At 73.1% G+C, this 17,702-nt stretch carries 17 protein-coding genes; 5 read left to right on the forward strand and 12 right to left on the reverse strand.

Translation table 11 applies throughout. The annotated features are described in order from the left end of the window. Positions 1-24: 24 nt before the first annotated feature. Both ACFUC1_RS16740 and ACFUC1_RS16745 read right to left on the reverse strand, forming a co-directional pair. Positions 25-1,440 (reverse strand): GntP family permease, encoded by a 1,416-nt coding sequence (locus ACFUC1_RS16740; protein ID WP_379121793.1) that lies wholly within the window; start codon positions 1,438-1,440, stop codon positions 25-27. After that, positions 1,437-1,970 (reverse strand): gluconokinase, encoded by a 534-nt coding sequence (locus ACFUC1_RS16745; protein ID WP_379121795.1) that lies wholly within the window; start codon positions 1,968-1,970, stop codon positions 1,437-1,439. The genes ACFUC1_RS16740 and ACFUC1_RS16745 overlap by 4 nt, the downstream gene beginning before the upstream one ends. Before the next feature lie 154 nt (positions 1,971-2,124). On the opposite strand from ACFUC1_RS16745, the gene ACFUC1_RS16750 reads away from it, so the two are divergent. After that, complete coding sequence (locus tag ACFUC1_RS16750; protein ID WP_379121797.1) at positions 2,125-2,880, forward strand: FadR/GntR family transcriptional regulator; 756 nt, start codon at positions 2,125-2,127, stop codon at positions 2,878-2,880. A gap of 54 nt (positions 2,881-2,934) precedes the next feature. On the opposite strand, the gene ACFUC1_RS16755 is transcribed toward ACFUC1_RS16750, so the two are convergent. Next, entirely contained in the window at positions 2,935-4,329 is a 1,395-nt protein-coding gene (locus ACFUC1_RS16755) for a tannase/feruloyl esterase family alpha/beta hydrolase (RefSeq protein WP_379121799.1), read from the reverse strand. Positions 4,330-4,502: 173 nt separating this feature from the next. On the opposite strand from ACFUC1_RS16755, the gene ACFUC1_RS16760 reads away from it, so the two are divergent. Together ACFUC1_RS16760 and ACFUC1_RS16765 are read left to right on the forward strand one after the other, a co-directional pair. Beyond that, entirely contained in the window at positions 4,503-4,805 is a 303-nt protein-coding gene (locus ACFUC1_RS16760; protein ID WP_379121801.1) for a PadR family transcriptional regulator, read from the forward strand. Position 4,806: 1 nt separating this feature from the next. Then, a complete protein-coding gene (locus tag ACFUC1_RS16765) occupies positions 4,807-5,217 on the forward strand; it encodes a hypothetical protein (protein WP_379121803.1) in 411 nt (136 codons plus the stop codon). A 58-nt stretch (positions 5,218-5,275) separates the two neighbouring features. Here the strand turns inward: ACFUC1_RS16765 and ACFUC1_RS16770 are convergent, their stop codons facing one another. Further along, the gene (locus tag ACFUC1_RS16770; protein WP_379121805.1) at positions 5,276-5,722 is read right to left on the reverse strand and encodes a DinB family protein; all 447 of its coding nucleotides are present in this window, start codon (positions 5,720-5,722) and stop codon (positions 5,276-5,278) included. Further along, on the reverse strand, positions 5,719-7,956 hold the full coding sequence (ligA, locus tag ACFUC1_RS16775; RefSeq protein ID WP_379121807.1) for an NAD-dependent DNA ligase LigA: 2,238 nt from the start codon (positions 7,954-7,956) through the stop codon (positions 5,719-5,721). The genes ACFUC1_RS16770 and ligA overlap by 4 nt, the downstream gene beginning before the upstream one ends. Before the next feature lie 190 nt (positions 7,957-8,146). Between ligA and ACFUC1_RS16780 the strand changes: the two genes are divergently transcribed. Beyond that, entirely contained in the window at positions 8,147-9,649 is a 1,503-nt protein-coding gene (locus ACFUC1_RS16780; protein WP_379121809.1) for a long-chain fatty acid--CoA ligase, read from the forward strand. A gap of 54 nt (positions 9,650-9,703) precedes the next feature. Here ACFUC1_RS16780 and ACFUC1_RS16785 read toward each other — a convergent pair whose 3' ends face one another. From ACFUC1_RS16785 to ACFUC1_RS16815, 7 genes are all read right to left on the reverse strand, one after another. Then, the gene (locus ACFUC1_RS16785; protein ID WP_379121811.1) at positions 9,704-10,714 is read right to left on the reverse strand and encodes a DMT family transporter; all 1,011 of its coding nucleotides are present in this window, start codon (positions 10,712-10,714) and stop codon (positions 9,704-9,706) included. Positions 10,715-10,721: 7 nt separating this feature from the next. Beyond that, complete coding sequence (locus tag ACFUC1_RS16790) at positions 10,722-11,708, reverse strand: methionine synthase (protein ID WP_379121813.1); 987 nt, start codon at positions 11,706-11,708, stop codon at positions 10,722-10,724. Positions 11,709-11,871: 163 nt separating this feature from the next. Continuing rightward, complete coding sequence (locus tag ACFUC1_RS16795; RefSeq protein ID WP_379121815.1) at positions 11,872-12,270, reverse strand: MmcQ/YjbR family DNA-binding protein; 399 nt, start codon at positions 12,268-12,270, stop codon at positions 11,872-11,874. 26 nt (positions 12,271-12,296) lie between these two features. Next, positions 12,297-13,382: a tRNA 2-thiouridine(34) synthase MnmA gene (gene mnmA, locus ACFUC1_RS16800; protein ID WP_379121817.1), complete on the reverse strand. Its 1,086-nt coding sequence runs from the start codon at positions 13,380-13,382 to the stop codon at positions 12,297-12,299. Continuing rightward, the gene (locus tag ACFUC1_RS16805; protein ID WP_379121819.1) at positions 13,382-14,569 is read right to left on the reverse strand and encodes a cysteine desulfurase family protein; all 1,188 of its coding nucleotides are present in this window, start codon (positions 14,567-14,569) and stop codon (positions 13,382-13,384) included. The genes mnmA and ACFUC1_RS16805 overlap by 1 nt, the downstream gene beginning before the upstream one ends. 257 nt (positions 14,570-14,826) lie before the next feature. Continuing rightward, positions 14,827-15,786 (reverse strand): electron transfer flavoprotein subunit alpha/FixB family protein, encoded by a 960-nt coding sequence (locus tag ACFUC1_RS16810; RefSeq protein ID WP_379121821.1) that lies wholly within the window; start codon positions 15,784-15,786, stop codon positions 14,827-14,829. Positions 15,787-15,821: 35 nt separating this feature from the next. Continuing rightward, positions 15,822-16,610 carry an electron transfer flavoprotein subunit beta/FixA family protein gene (locus tag ACFUC1_RS16815; protein WP_379121823.1) on the reverse strand — a complete coding sequence of 263 codons (789 nt, stop codon included), beginning with the start codon at positions 16,608-16,610 and terminating at the stop codon, positions 15,822-15,824. A 133-nt stretch (positions 16,611-16,743) separates the two neighbouring features. On the opposite strand from ACFUC1_RS16815, the gene ACFUC1_RS16820 reads away from it, so the two are divergent. Further along, complete coding sequence (locus ACFUC1_RS16820; RefSeq protein ID WP_379121825.1) at positions 16,744-17,505, forward strand: class I SAM-dependent methyltransferase; 762 nt, start codon at positions 16,744-16,746, stop codon at positions 17,503-17,505. Positions 17,506-17,702 lie beyond the last annotated feature (197 nt).

Here is a 17,702-nt window from a genome sequence, read left to right on the forward strand (position 1 = left end):
CGACGTTCCTGGGGGCGACTCCGGCTAGACGACCAGGCCCAGCACGAGGACGAACACGAGCCCGGTGACCGACAGCACGGTCTCCATCAGCGACCACGACTTGATGGTCTGGCCGACCGAGAGGCCGAAGTACTCCTTGACCAGCCAGAAGCCGGCGTCGTTGACGTGGGAGAAGAACACCGAGCCGGCGCCGATGGCGAGCACGAGGAGGGACACCTCGCCGGTGCTCATGCCTGCCGCCAGCGGGGCGAGGATGCCCGAGGCGGTGACGGTGGCCACGGTGGCGGAGCCGGTGGCGAGGCGGATGAGGACCGCCACCACCCAGGCGAGGAGGAGCACCGAGATCCCGCTGCCCTGGACCCACTGGGCGACGAGCTTGCCGATGCCGGTGTCGACGAGGGTCTGCTTGAAGCCGCCACCGGCGGCGACGATGAGGATGATGCCGGCGATGGGGGGCAGCGCCTTCTCCATCGAGGTCGCGAGCGCCCGGGTGCCCATGCCCGCACCCCGGCCGAGGGTGAAGAACCCGACGACGACGGCGATGAGCAGCGCCACGAGCGGCGTGCCGAGGAAGTCGAGCACGGTGCGCACGGCATTGCCGTCGGCGGCCAGGATGTCGGCGAGCGCCTTGCCCATCATGAGCACGACCGGGGTGAGGACGGCGACGAGGGTGACGCCGAACGAGGGGCGGCGGACCAGCTTGGCGCCCTGGCGCTCCTCGTCCTCGGGGGTCGAGTACAGCTCGGGGGTGGCGGCGTCGACCCAGCGGCCGGCGAACCGGGCGAACAGCGGACCGGCGATGGCGACGGTCGGCACGGCGACGAGCACGCCGAGGCCGAGGGTGACGCCGAGGTTGGCCTTGAGCGCGTCGATGGCCACGAGCGGGCCCGGGTGCGGCGGCACGAGACCGTGCATCGCCGACAGGCCGGCGAGGGCCGGGATGCCGACCTTGATGATCGACAGCCCCGAGCGGCGGGCGACGAGGAAGATGACGGGCATCAGCAGGACGAGGCCGATCTCGAAGAACATCGGCAGCCCGATGAGGGCACCGACGCCGGCCATCGCCCACGGCAGCGTGCGCGCCGAGGAGCGGCCCACGATGGTGTCGACGATCTCGTCGGCTCCACCGGAGTCGGCGAGCAGCTTGCCGAACATGGCGCCCAGCGCGATCAGGGTGCCCACGCTGGCCGCGGTCGCCCCGAAGCCCTTGCTGTAGCTGTCGATGACGTCGGACATGGCGACCCCGGCCACGGCGCCGACGGCCAGCGAGCCGATCGTCAGCCCCAGGAACGGGTGCAGCTTGAACTTCGTGATCAGCAGGACGATCACGGCGATGCCGATGAGGGCGGCGGGCACGAGCCGGGCGGCCGGGATGGCCGGTGCATCGGCCGCCGGGGAGGCTGCGAGCAGGTGCAGCGTCGGGAGCAGGTCGGTGGTCATGCGGAGTGGATGTCCTTCGAGGTGAGGAGGGAGAGGGACTCGGTGACGAGGTCGTCGACGGCGCGGGCGACGTCCAGGACCGCACCGTGCTCGTCCGCCTGGAGCGGCTCGAGCGTGGCGAACTGGCTGTCGATGAGGGCGGCCGGCATGAAGTGGGCCGGGCGGGCTGCCACACGCTGGGCGAGCACGTCCCGGTCGCCGTGCAGGTGCAGGAACGTCGTCCGGGGCGCCTGGGCCGTGAGGATGTCGCGGTAGGAGCGCTTGAGCGCCGAGCAGCTGGCCACCCCACCGGTGGCGTCGTGCTCGGCCAGCCAGGCGGCGATCGACTCCAGCCAGGGGCGACGGTCGTCGTCGTCGAGCGGGACGCCGGCGGACATCTTCGCGATGTTGGCCTCGGGGTGGAAGTCGTCCGCGTCGGCGAACGGCACCCGGAGCCGCTGGGCGAGCGCGGCACCGACGGTCGTCTTGCCGGAGCCGGAGACCCCCATGACGACCACCAGCGGTGGGGGTGGGGGTGAGGTCGAGGTCATCGCGAACTCCTTCGTCCGGCTCCGGGCTCGTCGTCGAGCCGCATCGCCCACCACGGTGACGCATCAGAACCGGTTTGACAAGAGTTTCCGAGCAATAAATCTGACTTAGTGGTCCCCATCACGGCACAAGGCGGTGGTCTGGCACGCTGTCCGTATGCCGCGCAGCGCCGACGCCCCCGCCCCTCCCCCGCGTCCGCAGGGCGCGGAGCCGGGCCTGCACGCCGGCGTGCTGGACGCGCTCGGGGCGCAGATCGTCGGTGGCGAGGTGGCGGTCGGCGAGGTGCTGCGCATCGACCAGCTCGACGCCCGCTTCGGGGTGTCCCGCTCCGTCGTGCGCGAGGCCGTCCGCGTGCTCGCCTCGATGGGCCTCGTGGAGACCCGGCGGCGCCTCGGCGTGCGTGTCCGTCCCCGGGACCAGTGGAACGTGTTCGACCCGCGGGTGATCCGCTGGCGGCTGGCCGGCCCGGGGCGCGAGGACCAGCTCGTCTCCCTCGGCGAGCTGCGCCGCGGCTTCGAGCCCGTCGCCGCCGAGCTCGCGGCGCTCCGCGCGACGCCGGAGCAGTGCGGCGCGATGGTGGGCGCCGTGGTGCAGATGGGGGTGCACGCCAAGGCGCAGGACCTCGAGGGCTACCTCGTCGCGGACACCCTGTTCCACACGACGATGCTCCAGGCCTCGGGCAACGAGATGCTCGCGGCGCTGTCGACGGTGGTCTCGGAGGTGCTGGCAGGCCGCACCCACCACCACCTCATGCCGACCAACCCCAACCCGGCTGCGATCCGCCTGCACGGCGACGTGGCGGAAGCGATCGGCAGCGGCGACCCGCAGGCGGCCTCGGCGGCCATGCGGGCGATCATCGACGAGGCGAGCTCGGCACTGCTCGCGATCAAGGCCGCCGACGCCCGGGAGTGACTCCCGGGGGCCGGCGGCCCCGGTCCGTCGGCGGGTCGCAGCGACCCGGGCCCGTCAGAGCGGGCAGGTGTTGACCAGGTCGCCGCTCGCGGGACGCGGGTACGTCCGGTCGGCCGGGGGCTGCACCCCACGGTCCACCCACGCAGTGAGCGCGTCGAAGCCGGACCGCGCGCACGGCAGCAGCGGGCGCAGCCTGTCGGGGAACGCGGCATACAGGCCGTCGGTGTGGGTCCCGTCCGTGATCGTGTAGTACCGGTGCAGCGAACCGCGACCGGCCGAGTCGATGAGCCGGTCGTAGACATCCGCGTCCGTCTTCGGCGGCAGCAGCGTGTCGAGCGAGCCCTGGACGGTGATGAGCGGCTTGCCCACGCGGCCGGTCAGCTGGACGCTCGCGACGGCGTCCTTCACCGACTGCGGCCGCGACGCGTAGTCGTAGTCGGCGTCGCACGCCGGGGTGCCACTCGCGCAGAACGGCGTGCCCGCCTTGAGGTCGCCGTCGTAGGACGGGTCGAACTCCTCGCGGTAGATGCGCTGGGTGAGGTCCCAGTACACCGAGTAGTGAAACGGCCACAGGAACTCCGACCCCGGCACGAACCCGGCCGCGATCATCGCGTCGTGCGCGGCCTGGTCGCCGGTCGCGGCATACGCCGGGTAGTTCTTCAGCGCGGTCGGCAGGTAGGTGAACAGGTTCGGGCCGTCCGCACGGAACAGCGTGCCCTCCCAGTCCAGACCCCCGTCGTAGAGGTCGGGACGGTTCTCCAGCTGCCACCGGGTGAGGTACCCGCCGTTGGAGATGCCGAACATGAACGTCCTCGCCGGCGCCTTGGCGTAGACCTGCTTCAGGACCTTCTTCGAGGCGATGGTGAGCTGGGTGACGCGGCTGTTCCACTCGCGGACCGAGCCGCCGGGCGAGGAGCCGTCGTCGTAGAACGTGAGGCCGACGTTGCCCTTGTCCGTGGCGGCGAACGCGTAGCCCTTGGCCAGGACGAAGTCGCTGATGATGAAGTCGTTGGCGTACTGCGCGCGGTTGCCGGGCGAGCCGCTGACGACCAGGCCACCGTTCCAGTGGTCCGGGATGCGCAGGACGAACTGGCTGTCGTGGTTCCAGCCGTTGTTCGTGTTCGACGTCGAGGTGTCGGGGAAGTAGCCGTCGACCTGGATGCCGGGGACGCCGGTCGGGTTCACCGTGCCGGGCGCGTTGAGACCGGCCCAGTCGCTCGGGTTCGTGTGCCCGGTCCTCGTGGTGCCGGCCGTGGTGAGGTCCTCGAGGCAGGCAGTCTTCTGGACCTCCGCGCCGGGGACGCGGATCTTCGACTCGCGGGCGCAGTGCGCGCCCTGCGGCTTGTCGGCGGCCGCGGGGCCGGCGGTGAGCAGGGCGGCGCCGAGGGCGAGCGCTGCGGAGGTGGCGAGGGCGGCGTACCGCCGGCGTGACGTCGTTGTCGGGCGCATGGGGGCCATCGTTCGCGCGGCCCGCAGGCGCCTCACTGTGGGGGCGGCACACAGTGGCCGCGCGCCCGGTGTGCCCCTGACGTGCAGGTATGCCGTGCACGCAGGCCGCCGGAAACACCTTGCTCGTACTCTACCTAGCTAGGTAGAGTACGAGCATGAGTCACCCTCCCCGCATGACGCTGGCAACCCGGGCCGTCCTCGAGACGCTGCTCTCGGACCCGGGGGCCGAGCAGTACGGGCTCGCGATCGGGGCGGCCGCCGGCCTGCCCAGCGGGACGATCCACCCGATCCTGGCGCGCCTCGAGCGTGCCGGGTGGGTGCAGTCGTCGTGGGAGGACATCGACCCCAGTCGCGAGGGACGCCCGGCCCGCCGGTACTACCGGCTCACCGACGAAGGGGCCGTCGCCGCACGCACCGCGATGCACCGGTCGGCAGCCGCCCGCGGCGTCCCACGCCTCCTCGGCGGGGAGGCGTGAGGTGCCGGGCGGGCCCTCGCCGTCGCTGACCGGCTTCGTCGGGCACTCGCGCCCGTGGGCCCGGCGTGCGGTGCGCCTGGCCAGCCTCGGGCTGCCCCGGGGCGAGGTCCGTGACCGCTACCGCCGCGAGTTCGTGAGCGACCTCTCCGACCTGGGGGCGCACGCCCAGGTCGCCTACTGCGTGCGGGTCGTCGTCGGGGTGCCGGCGCTGAGGCTCGCCGTCCGCAACACCCCGTCGAGTCCCTTGGAGCCGATCATGGCCACGACCACCAGACCGCTGCGCTGCCGCCTCACCTTCCACCGCTGGGAGGCCGCACACACCCCGGACGGCCAGCGGTTCGACCGCTGTGCCCGATGCCACAAGGAGCGCGGCGACGGGCGGACCGGCTTCTCCGGCCTGGCGATTGGCTGACCGGACTCGTCGGGCGAGGGGTCCCGGGCCGGGGGTGCGGGTCCGGGAGCCCGGCGGGTCAGGCCGTCGCGCGGAGGATGTCGCGGGTGACCTCGAGCTGGCCGCGGTGCTGGGCCAGCTCCTCGTACACGTGCAGCAGCACCTCGCCCTGCGTGGCGTAGTCGTCCCGCCCGTCCGGACGGGCGGGCGGCTCGTCCGGCCGGGCGTCGCGGACCCAGCCGGCGAAGTCGGCACGCAGGGCGTCGGTGGCAGAGGCGAGGTCGGCGACCGGCGCGGTCGCGGTGAACTCGCCGGCGCGGTCCCGCGGCACGGGGCGGTTGAGGTTGATCGTGGACGCCCACGCCGCGCACACGCCGAGGCAGTGCGTGAGGATCTGGCCCGGGCTGTTGGCGCCGGGCAGGTCGGGCCGCCGGTTCGCCAGGTCGTCGCCGAGCCCGGTGACGATGTCCCGCATCGCCACCAGCGCCTCGTCACAGAACCGCAGGTACACCTCGGCCGTGATCACGCGTCCTCCCCTGTGACGTTGCCAGTGTCGTCGTCGTTGCCAGTGTCGTCGCCGGCCTGCGCCGCCTCGTCCCCCGACCCGCCCACCGGCGTGGCCGTGCCGGTCTCGAGCAGCTGCCGGAAGCCGGCCTCGTCGAGGATGGGACGGCCGAGCTCGCGCGCCTTGTCCTCCTTGGACCCGGCGTTCTCGCCCACGACGACCCAGTCGGTCTTCTTCGACACCGACCCCGACGCCTTGCCGCCGCGGGCCACGATCGCCTCCTTGGCCTCGTCGCGGCTGAATCCCTCCAACGAGCCCGTGACGACGACGGTCATGCCGGAGAGGGTCTGCTCGATCGACTCGTCGCGCTCGTCCTCCATCTGCACGCCATCGGCCGCCCACTGCTCGACGATGCGCACGTGCCAGTCGTTGCCCTCGCCGTCGAACCAGTCGCGGACGGCGTCGGCGATGACACCGCCGACACCCTCGACGCCGGCGAGCTCCTCACGGGAGGCGTCGCGGATCGCCTGCATCGTGCCGAAGTGCTGGGCGAGCGCCCGGGCCGCGGTCGGCCCGACGTGCCGGATCGACAGCGCCACCAGGACGCGCCACAGCGGCTGGGTCTTCGCCTGCTCGAGGTTGGCGACGAGGCGGGCGCCGTTCGCGGACAGCACCCGGCCGTCGACGACTGCGTCCTCGGGGTCGGTCTTCTTCGCCGCCCGGGTGAAGAGCGGCACACGGGCGATGTCCTCGTCGCGCAGCCCGAACAGCCCGCTCTCGTCCTCGATGACCCGGGAGTCGAGCAGCGCCCCCGCACCCTCCCAGCCGAGCGCCTCGATGTCGAAGGCCCCTCGCCCGGCCAGGCCGGCCAGGCGCTCGCGCAGCTGCGAGGGGCAGGTGCGGGCGTTGGGGCAGCGGATGTCCTTGTCGCCCTCCTTCTCCGGGCGCAGCTCGGTGCCGCAGGACGGGCAGTGCGTCGGCATGACGAACGCGCGCTCGGTGCCGTCGCGCAGGTCCACGACCGGCCCGAGGATCTCGGGGATGACGTCGCCGGCCTTGCGCAGCACCACGGTGTCGCCGATGAGCACGCCCTTGCGCTTGACCTCGTCGGCGTTGTGCAGCGTGGCGCGCTCGACGGTCGAGCCGGCGACCACGACCGGTTCCATGACCCCGAACGGCGTCACCCGCCCGGTGCGGCCGACGTTGACCTGAATGTCGAGCAGCCTGGTGTTGACCTCCTCCGGCGGGTACTTGTAGGCGATCGCCCACCGCGGCGCCCGGGACGTCGACCCCAGCCGTCGTTGGAGCGCGACCTCGTCGACCTTGACGACGATCCCGTCGAGCTCGTGCTCGACGCTGTGCCGGTGCTCGCCGTAGTACGCGACGTACTCCTGCACCTCGGCGACCGTGGAGAGCACCTTGAAGTGGGTCGAGATCGGCAGCCCCCAGGCGCGGAACAGCTCGTACGCCCCGGACTGCCGCGTGAGGTCGAAGCCCTCACGGAACCCGATGCCGTGCACCAGCATCCGCAACCCACGGCTGGCCGTGACGCGGGGGTCCTTCTGCCGCAGCGACCCCGCGGCCGTGTTGCGCGGGTTGGCGTAGGGCGCCTTGCCGACCTCGACGAGCGAGGCGTTGAGGTCGGCGAACGCCTCGACCGGGAAGTACACCTCACCGCGGACCTCGACCCGGGCCGGGTGGTCGGTGCCCGCGAGCTGGTGCGGTATGCCGTCGATGGTCCGGACGTTGTTGGTGACGTCCTCGCCGGTGCGGCCGTCTCCCCGGGTCAGGGCGCGGGTGAGACGGCCGTTCTCGTAGAGCAGGTTGACCGCGAGCCCGTCGATCTTGAGCTCGCAGAGGTAGTGGAAGTCGGTGGTTCCGGCGTCGCGCTCGACCCGCCCCGCCCACTGCGCGAGCTCCTCGGGCGAGAAGCAGTTGTCCAGCGACAGCATCCGCTCGAGGTGGTCGACGGCCTGGAAGTCGGTGGAGAACACCGCTCCCCCGACCTGCTGGGTCGGGCTCTCCGGCGACCGGAGTTCGGGGTGCTCGTCCTCCAGCTCGTTGAGCCGGCGGATCAGCTGGTCGTACTCGGCGTCGCTGATCGTCGGCGCGTCCTTGACGTGGTAGGCGAACTGCGCCGCGCTGGCTCGGTCGGCGAGGTCGGCCCACTCGTGCCGCGCCTCGTCGGGCACGACCTCGGAGGCGAGGGTGTCGGGGGCAGCAGCGCTCGAGCCGTTCTCACTCACGCGCCTCATCCTGCCGCACCCCACCGACGTCCCGCCCGCGACGGCGGGCACCGCGGCGGCGGCCCCGCGGCGGGCACCGCGCGCCGGCCCGGCGCGTTGTCCGGGGTGGCAGCCCCCCGGCATACGGCGGATCCGTAGCCAAAGACCGTGCGAGCAGGGAGGATGCAGCCAAACGTCCCCGACGGAGTGGAGCGCCCCGATGACCAACCTCGCCACCGACCTGACCACCACCGCCCAGCGGACCCCCGAGCAGTCGGCGATCCGCATCGACGGCAACAGCATCAGCTACGGCCAGCTCCACGCCATGGCGGCGAAGGTGGCGGGGCAGCTGCGGGCGGCCGGCATCGAGCCCGGCGACCGGGTGGCGATCATCCTGCCGAACGTGCCGGCGTTCCCGGTGGTGTTCTACGGCATCCTGCTCGCCGGCGGCGTCGTGGTGCCGATGAACCCGCTGCTCAAGTCGGGCGAGATCGACTACTTCTTCACCGACTCCGGGGCCAAGGTGGCCTTCGTGTGGCCCGACTTCGTCGACGAGGCCACCAAGGGCGCGCAGAACTCCGGCACGACCATCGTCCAGTGCACGCCGCTCGGCCCGGTCGACGGCGTCCTGCCCGACGGCGAGCCGATCGCCGCGCCGACCGAGCGCGCGGACGACGACGACGCCCTCATCCTCTACACCTCGGGCACGACCGGGCGGCCCAAGGGCGCCCAGCTCACCCACTCCAACATCCACCTCAACGCCAAGCGCAGCTCCGTCGACATCCAGCACACCAGCCCGGACGACGTCGTCATGGGCTGCCTGCCGCTGTTCCACGTGTTCGGGCTCGTGGTGGGCCTGCAGGCCGCCGTCGTCGCGGGCGCGTCACTCGCGCTCATCCCCCGGTTCGACCCCGAGAAGGCGATCGAGGTGATCGAGAAGGAGCGGGTCACGATCATGCTCGGCGTGCCGACGATGTATGCCGCGATCCTCAACCACCCGCGCTCGGACGGGATGGACGCCTCGTCGCTGCGGGTCTGCTGCTCGGGCGGGTCGGCCATGCCGCACGAGGTGCAGAAGGCGTTCGAGGACAAGTTCGGCTGCATCATCCTCGAGGGGTACGGCCTGTCGGAGACCTCGCCGGTCGCGTCGTTCAACATGCCCGACCGCGAGCGCAAGCCCGGCACGATCGGCGTGGCGATCCCCGGCTGCGAGATGAAGCTCGTCGGCATGGACGGCCAGGACGTCGGCCCGGGCGAGGGCGTCGGCGAGATCGCGATCCGCGGCGACAACGTCATGAAGGGCTACTGGAACAAGCCGGAGGCGACCAAGGAGGCGATCCCGGACGGCTGGTTCCGCACCGGTGACCTCGCCACCGTGGACGAGGACGGCTACTACACGATCGTCGACCGCAAGAAGGACATGATCCTGCGCGGCGGCATGAACGTGTACCCCCGCGAGGTCGAGGAGGTGCTCTACCAGCACCCCGACGTCGTCGAGGCGGCCGTGGTCTCGGTGCCGGACGACCTGCTAGGCGAGGAGGTCGGCGCGGCGGTGGCGCTGCGGCCGGGGGCGACCGCGACGCTCGAGGAGGTCAAGCAGTTCGTCAAGGACAACATCGCCGCCTACAAGTACCCGCGCCACATCTGGCAGGTCGACGAGCTGCCCAAGACCGCGACCGGCAAGATCCTGCGCCGCGAGGTCAGCAAGCCCGCCGACGCGTAGGCGGGACCTCAGCCCCTCGCAAAACGGCAGTTGCTGTCACGAAACGGCAGTTCCCTAGGGCCGTTTCACGTCCGCAACTGCCGTTTTGCGCGAGCGGGCGGGGAGGCCGATGACGACGGCCGAGACGAGCACGACCGCGGCCCCCACCAGCTGCGGCCAGGCGAGGTGCTCGCCGAGGACCGCGACGCCGAGGACGACGGACACCACCGGGATGAGGTAGGTCACCGTGGTGCTCACCGTCGCGCCCGCGCCGCGGACGACGTCGAACTGCAGCATGTACGCCAGGCCCGTGCCGACGACGCCGAGGGCGAGGACGGCGAGCAGCGGCAGCGCCCAGCCACCACCGGCGGTGTCGGCGTGGCCGGACCACGGCGCGGCGTACGCGTCGCGGTGCAGCAGCCACCAGACCAGCACCACCGGCACCATGAGGGCGGTCCCGACGAGCAGCAGGGCCGTCGGCATCGACAGGCCGCCGAGGTCCGCCTTGCCGAGGAACCGGCGGTTGTACGTCCAGCCGAGGCCGTAGCAGGCGCCGGCGACCAGCGTCATGCCGAAGCCGAGCAGGTCCGGGCGCCCCGCGGACTCCCACGGCTGCATGATGACGACGACCCCGACGAAGCCGAGCAGCACCGCGGCCAGCTTGCGCGGTGAGAGCCGGTCGGCGGGCAGCAGGACGAGCGCGAAGAAGACGGCGGCCAGCGGTGTCGTGGCGTTGCCGATGCCGGCCAGGGCGGAGGAGACCCGCTCCTCCCCCGCGGCGAACAGGCTGAACGGCAGCGCCGTCAGGAACACGCCCGACACCGCGAGGTGGCCCCACACGCGCGGCTCGCGCGGCAGCCGGCCGCCCGTCACCGACAGCAGGCCCAGCAGGGTCAGCGTCCCGGCGAGGATGCGCAGCCCGGAGATCTGCAGCGGCGCCATGGTCCGCAGCCCGACCTTCATGAGCAGGAAGCTCGAGCCCCAGATGAGGGCGAGCAGGAGGTACTTGGCCTGCCAGGGCACCCGCGGCGCCGCCGGCGTGGTCGTGTCGGGGGTGCTGGTTGGGGCGGCGACGGTGCTGCTCACTGGGGCGTCAACTCTCGGCTCGTTCGGACCATTCCGCGGCCACGTCGACCGCTGCGCGTAGAACGCGCCAGGCCCCCTCGGGTGTGAGCCCGGCGAGCCCGCAGGCGGGGGTGGCGACGAGGTCGCCCAGCCCGGCACGCGGCATACCGGCATCGGTCCAGCCGCGCTCGACGGCGGCCGCCGCCGCGCGGGCGGTGCCCGAGCCGTCCGTGGGCAGGCACCCCGCCCACACGGGGACACCGGACTCCACGGTCGCGGCGACCGACTCCCAGCGCTGCGGGGTGAGCCCGGTGGTGTCGAGCGCGATGGCACCGGTGCCGGTCTGGCGCAGCAGGGGCAGCGGTATGCCGGGGTCGCAGCAGTGCACGACGGTCACCGTGCCCTCGGGCGCCGCGCCGAAGACGTCGCGCAGGCCGGTGGCCACCACCTGGGGGTCGACCGCACGCAGGTGGCCGTAGCCGCTCGCCGTGCTGAGCCGACCCGCCAGCACCGCGGGCAGGGACGGCTCGTCGAGCTGCAGGACGAGGCGGGCACCGGGGACCAGGGCCTGGATGCGTGCGAGGTGCACGCGCAGGCCCTCGGACAGGGAGCTGACGAGGTCGCGGACGGCCCCTTCGTCGGAGACGGCCTTCTCGCCGCGGTTGAGCTCGACGGCGGCGGCCAGGGTCCACGGCCCCGTGGCCTGCACCTTGAGGTCGCCCTCGTAGCCGTCGAACGCCTCGGCCAGCTCGTCGAGGTCCTGGCGCAGGTAGGCGGCGGCCCGCTCGGCGTCGCGGCCGGGGCGGTCGACGAACCGCCAGCCCGAGGGCTGCAGGTCGACCGGGAGCTCCACGAGGAGGGCCGCGCCACGGCCGACCATGTCGGCACCCGGGCCGCGCGCGGGGAGCTCGGGCAGGTAGGGCAGGTGCCCGTCGCCCAGGATCTCGCGGACACCCTTGAGCGCCTCCCGGACGTCGGTGCCGGGAAGGGATCCGATGCCGGTCGCGCGTGCCACGGATGGAGGCTAGCGACGCCCACCGACACCGGGCGAGGCCGGGGTCCGGGAGGGTGACCGGCAACCGCGCACGGGCGGACGGGAGACCGGTTCGGGTGGGCGAACGGCGCGTCGCGCCCGCCACACGGCTGCCGGCGCGAACTGGTCGTCGGCCGGTCGGACGTCAGGCGCCCGAGGGTCCGGCGGCGGCGTGCTCGGCGAGCAGGCGCTTCGGGGCGACGCAGCGCCAGGCGTCCTCGACGACCTCCTCGACGCGGTCCCAGTCCACGTCCTCGACGTCGAGCCAGGCGCCGACCCAGCCGCGGTGCCCGACGTAGGGCGGCCGGAACCACCGTCGCGGGTCCGCGCCGACCAGCGCCTCCTGCGCACCGTCGGGAGCCGCGGCCCAGAACGCGACCCGGTCGTCGTGGTGCCGGTCCGCGGCCATGACGAACGCCCGGCGGCCGCCCGCGAACCAGGTCGCCTCGCCGTGGGACGTGCGCTCCTCCGTGCCCGGGAGGGCCAGGCAGAGCGCCCGCACCCGCGCCAGCGGCGCCCCGTCGTGGATGGTGCGGTCGGGCACCTCCGGACGGTCCGGCATACGGGCGCTCAGCGCTCCAGCCAGGCGGAGGCGATGGTCGCGGACCCCACGACCCTCGTGCCCTCGTAGAGGACCACGGACTGCCCCGGCGCGACACCGCGCAGCCGGGACCCGAGGCGTACCTGCACCTCGTCCCCCTCCGCCCAGGCGGTCGCGGGCACCTCCTCGCCGTGGGCGCGGACCTGCGCACCCACCTCGACCACGCCCTCGGGCGGCGTGCCGCACCAGCGCGCGTGGTCGCCGCGGATCGCGTCGACCCCGAGCAGCTCGGCGGTGCCGATGGTGACCCGGTTGTCGGTCGTGTCGACGTCGACGACGTAGCGCGGGGTGCCGTCGAGCGAGGACCGGTCGAGCCCAAGGCCGCGGCGCTGGCCGACGGTGTACGCGTAGGCGCCGGTGTGCGTCCCGACGACGGCTCCCGTGGTGGCGTCGACGACCTCGCCGGGCTGCTCCCCCAGCCGCCCGGCGAGCCAGCCGCGGGTGTCGCCGTCGCTGATGAAGCAGATGTCGTGCGAGTCCGGCTTGTTCGCGACGTAGAAGCCGCGCTCGCGCGCCTCCTCGCGGATCCGCGGCTTGGTGGTGTCGCCGAGGGGGAAGAAGGCGCGGGCGAGCTGGCCGGCGTCCAGCACCCCGAGGACGTAGGACTGGTCCTTGGCGGCGTCGACGGCCCGGTGCAACTCGCGGGTGCCGTCCGGCCGCTCGACGACCTGGGCGTAGTGCCCCGTGGCGACCGCGTCGAAGCCGAGGGCAAGCGCCTTGTCGAGCAGGGCGGCGAACTTGATCTTCTCGTTGCAGCGCAGGCACGGGTTCGGCGTGCGGCCGGCGGAGTACTCGGCGACGAAGTCCTCGACCACGTCGCGGCGGAACCGCTCGGCCATGTCCCACACGTAGAACGGGATGCCGAGGACGTCGGCGACCCGCCGCGCGTCCCCGGCGTCCTCGATGGTGCAGCAGCCGCGCGCGGACTCGCGCAGGGTCGCCGCCGACTGCGACAGGGCCAGGTGGACGCCGACGACCTCGTGACCGGCGTCGAGCATCCGGGCGGCGGCGACCGCCGAGTCGACCCCGCCCGACATCGCGGCGACGACGCGCATCAGCCGGTCCAGCCGCTCGCCCGGCGGGCGCGCTCCACGGCCGTGGGGATGGCGGCGAGCGCCGCGTCGACGTCCGCGTCGGTGGAGGTGTGGCCGAGCGTCAGGCGCAGCGCGCCGCGGGCCCGCTCCGCCGACAGGCCCATCGCGAGCAGCACGTGCGACGGCCGCGGCACACCGGCCTGGCAGGCCGACCCCGTCGAGCACTCCACGCCGGCGGCGTCCAGCAGGTAGAGCAGCGAGTCCCCCTCGCAACCGGGGACGAGGAGGTGCGCGTTGCCGGGCAGGCGGCCGGTCGTGTCGCCGGGCTGCCACACTCCCCCGACGGTGATGCCGTAGCCGAGGTCGAGCGCCCCCTGGATGAGGCGGTCGCGCAGCGCGACGAGGCGCTGCGCCTCGGCGTCGAGCTCGGCCACCGCCTCCTGCGCCGCGACGGCGAACGCCCGGATCGCCGGGGTGTCGAGGGTGCCGCTGCGGACCTGGCGCTCCTGGCCCCCGCCGAACGTCAGCGGCGAGAGGACCGCGTCGCGCCGGGCGAGGAGGGCGCCGACGCCGACCGGGCCGCCCAGCTTGTGCGCGGTGACCGTCATCAGGTCCACGCCGCTGGCCGCGAAGTCGGCGGGGACGTGGCCGACCGCCTGCACCGCGTCGGTGTGGACCGGTATGCCGTGCTCGTGCGCCACCGCGGCGATCTCGGCCACGGGCTGCACTGTTCCGACCTCGTTGTTGGCCCACATCACGGTGACCAGCGCGACCGAACCGGGGTCGTCGCTGATCGCCGCGCGGACGGCCTCCGCGCTGACGACCCCGAGCTCGTCGGGCTCGACCCACGTGACCTTGGCGCCCTCGTGCGTCACCAGGTGCTCGACGCAGTCGAGGACGGCGTGGTGCTCGATCCCGCTGGCGACGATGCGGACGCGGGCCGGGTCGGCCTCGCGACGGGCGGCGAACGTGCCGGCGACGGCGAGGTTGTCGGACTCGGTGCCGCCGGAGGTGAAGACGACCTCGGAGGGGCGGGCGCCGAGGGCTCGGGCGAGCTGCTCTCGCGACTCCTCGACGACGCGGCGGGCCCGGCGTCCGGCGGTGTGCAGCGAGGAGGCGTTGCCCGTGACCTGCAGCTGCTCGGTCATGGCCGCGAGCGCCGACGCGCGCAAGGGCGTCGTGGCGGCATGGTCGAGGTATGCGGTCACCCGCAAAGTTTACGGGTCGTCCGACCGACGCTGCTGTCGTCGTCCAACCGACGTTGCTTTGGGCGACCCTTCCCGGGTCTTCACCACCGTTGGTCCGTAACCGCGCGCGCCGAGGTTCGTTGGGCCCGGTGGGGCGACGCCGGCGCAGGTGGAGGCGTGGCCGCCGCGGACGCGATCCGCTGACAGCCCAGCGGCATCGCCGCGGAGCCCCCGGACCCGTGAGGGGGGTCCGGGGGCTCCGTCCGTGCGGGGGGCTGTCAGCCCTTGGCGGCCTGCACCTTCTCCGTGGCCTGCGGCAGGACCTGGAAGAGGTCGCCCACGACGCCGAAGTCGACGAGCTCGAAGATCGGCGCCTCCTCGTCCTTGTTGACGGCGACGATCGTCTTCGAGGTCTGCATGCCGGCGCGGTGCTGGATGGCACCGGAGATGCCGCACGCGACGTACAGCTGCGGCGACACCTGCTTGCCGGTCTGGCCGACCTGCGAGGTGTGCGGGTACCAGCCGGCGTCGACTGCCGCGCGGGAGGCGCCGACGGCCGCTCCGAGGCTGTCGGCGAACGCCTCGACCGGCGAGAAGTCACCGCCGGTGCCGCGGCCACCCGAGACCACGATCGCGGCCTCGGTGAGCTCGGGACGGCCGGTGGCCTCCTTGGGCTTGGACTCGGTGATCGTCGCGGCCTTGGCCACGTCGGAGATGCTCACCTCGACGACCTCGTCGGCGGCCGCACCAGCAGCCTCCTCGGGGGCGGCCGAGTTCGGCTTCACCGTGATGATCGGCGTGCCCTTGGTGACGGTCGCCTTGACGGTGTACGAGCCGGCGAAGACGGACTGGGTGGTGGACACGCCGCCGCCCTCGCCCGCCTGCACGTCGACGGCGTCGGTGATCAGGCCCGACTCGGTCTTGATCGACAGCCGCGCCGCGATCTCCTTGCCGGCGCTGTTGCTCGGGATGAGCACGGCGGCCGGGGAGGTCTTCTCGACGAGCTGGGCGAGCACCTCGGCCTGCGGGGCGACGAGGTGGCCCGTCACGTCAGCGGACTCGACGCGGTAGACCTTCTCCGCGCCGTACTTCGCGAGGGTCTCCTTCGCCGCGTCGAAGCCGTCGCCGACGAAGACGGCGGAGGGCTCGCCGAGGCGGCGGGCGATGGTCAGGAGCTCGGCGGTCGTCTTGCGAACGGTGCCGTTCGCGTGGTCGACCAGGACGAGAACTTCAGCCATGGGTATCTGGTTTCCTTCCTGCTGGTCCGGCCGGCTCAGACGAACTTCTGGGCGGTGAGGAACTCCGCGAGCTTGGCGCCGCCGTCGCCCTCGTCGGTGACGATCTGGCCCTGCTGGCGCGGGGGGCGCTGGGTGAACGACTCGACCTTGGTCCAGGCGGCCTCGAGGCCGACCTGCGAGGGGTCGACGCCGAGGTCGGCGAGGCTCCACTCCTCCAGCGGCTTCTTCTTGGCCGCCATGATCCCCTTGAACGAGGGGTAGCGCGGCTCGTTGATCTGGTCGGTGACCGACACCAGCGCGGGCAGCGAGGCGGTGATGGTCTCGGAGGCGGCGTCGCCGTCGCGGCGGATCGTCACCGAGCCGCCGTCGACGGTCAGCTCCGAGGCGAAGGTGACCTGCGGCAGGCCGAGGCGCTCGGCGAGCATCGCCGGGACGACGCTCATGGTGCCGTCGGTCGAGGCCATGCCGGTGAGAACGAGCTCGGGGCTGCCACCGGTGATCTTCTTGACGGCCTCGGCGAGGACGAGCGAGGTGGCGGGGGCGTCCGAGCCGTGGATGGCGTCGTCCTTGACGTGGACGGCCTTGTCGGCGCCCATCTGCAGGGCCTTCTTGAGCGCGTCGGCGGCCTGGTCGGGGCCGACGGTCACGACGGTGACCTCACCCTCGCCGGCCTCGACGATCTTCAGGGCCTCCTCGACGGCGTACTCGTCGAGCTCGGAGAGCAGCCCGTCGACACCGACCCGGTCGGTCGTGTTGTCGGACTCGTTGAACGTGCGGTCGGACTGTGCATCCGGCACGTACTTCACGCAGACGACGATGTTCATGCGCTGATCGTCCTCTTCCATGTGGGAGCGAAATCTGGTCAGGTGCCATCCTTACAGCCCGCACCGGGTTTCCCCACGCGGGAGGCGCGTGACGCTCACCACGGGTGGGCGCAGGACCCCGCAGGAGGTGACGGTGGACACACCGCTTTGCATCACCGGCGAGCGCACGGTCCCCGGCGTGTGGCACGAGAACTACTGGTTCCGCCGGCACGAGGTCGTCTACGCCGCCGTGCCCGACCTGCTGCCCTCCACGCCCGCCGTCGTCCTCGACGCGGGCAGCGGTGAGGGGTATGCCGCGGACCTCCTGCGTACCGCCTGGCCCCACGTGCGCGTGGTCGGCCTCGACTACGACGCGGCCGCGTGCGCGCACGCGGCGCGCCACCACGCCGGGCCGCACGCGGCATACCTGCGAGGAGCCCTGACCTCGCTGCCGCTCGCCGACGCGGTGGTCGACGCGACCGTCTCGCTGCAGGTGCTGGAGCACATCTGGACCCCGCGCGAGTACGTGCGCGAGCTGGCGCGGGTGACCCGGCCGGGCGGCGCCCTGGTGCTGTCGACGCCCAACCGGGCCACCTTCTCCCCCGGTCTCGGCCGGCACGAGACGCCGCCGAACGCGTACCACTGCCGCGAGTACGACCCGGAGGAGCTCGCCACCGAGCTCGGCCGCTGGCTGCCCGGCCACGCGGCCACCGTGGTTGGGCTGCACCACGGGACCCGGCTGCGCGCCTGGGAGGCGGCCCACGGACCCGTGGCAGACGCCGTCGCCGGCCACCCGGACCTCTGGCCGGACCCGGTCCGGGCGCTGGTGGCGTCGGTGACCGCCGACGACTTCGTCCTCGGCCCGGCCGACGACGACTGCCTCGACCTCGTCGTGGTCCTCACCTCCGCCGGCTGAGGGCCTCGGCCCCCGAGGGAAGGGGACGGCGTGCCGGCCCCACCCGGACCACTTCAGCCCTCGCCGCTCCAGCGGCCCCGGCCCGCCTTGAGCTGACCGCGCTGCTTCTTGGCGTCCAGGCGCCGTCGGCGCGAGCCGGCCGTCGGCCGCGTCGCCCTGCGCGCGGCCGGTGCCGGCAGCGCCGCATCGCGCAGCAG

Origin of the sequence: Pedococcus sp. NPDC057267, assembly GCF_042668795.1 — a bacterium.
In the GTDB taxonomy this organism is placed as follows: domain Bacteria; phylum Actinomycetota; class Actinomycetes; order Actinomycetales; family Dermatophilaceae; genus Pedococcus.

Bases quoted from the DNA above. Each gene is read 5' to 3' on its own strand.
- mnmA (WP_379121817.1), bottom strand. From the start codon at position 13,382: ATGCGCGTCGTCGCCGCGATGTCGGGCGGGGTCGACTCGGCGGTCGCC.
- ACFUC1_RS16745 (WP_379121795.1), bottom strand. From the start codon at position 1,970: ATGACCTCGACCTCACCCCCACCCCCACCGCTGGTGGTCGTCATGGGG.
- ACFUC1_RS16750 (WP_379121797.1), top strand. From the start codon at position 2,125: ATGCCGCGCAGCGCCGACGCCCCCGCCCCTCCCCCGCGTCCGCAGGGC.
- ACFUC1_RS16810 (WP_379121821.1), bottom strand. From the start codon at position 15,786: ATGGCTGAAGTTCTCGTCCTGGTCGACCACGCGAACGGCACCGTTCGC.
- ligA (WP_379121807.1), bottom strand. From the start codon at position 7,956: ATGAGGCGCGTGAGTGAGAACGGCTCGAGCGCTGCTGCCCCCGACACC.
- ACFUC1_RS16815 (WP_379121823.1), bottom strand. From the start codon at position 16,610: ATGAACATCGTCGTCTGCGTGAAGTACGTGCCGGATGCACAGTCCGAC.
- ACFUC1_RS16755 (WP_379121799.1), bottom strand. From the start codon at position 4,329: ATGCGCCCGACAACGACGTCACGCCGGCGGTACGCCGCCCTCGCCACC.
- ACFUC1_RS16740 (WP_379121793.1), bottom strand. From the start codon at position 1,440: ATGACCACCGACCTGCTCCCGACGCTGCACCTGCTCGCAGCCTCCCCG.
- ACFUC1_RS16780 (WP_379121809.1), top strand. From the start codon at position 8,147: ATGACCAACCTCGCCACCGACCTGACCACCACCGCCCAGCGGACCCCC.
- ACFUC1_RS16760 (WP_379121801.1), top strand. From the start codon at position 4,503: ATGACGCTGGCAACCCGGGCCGTCCTCGAGACGCTGCTCTCGGACCCG.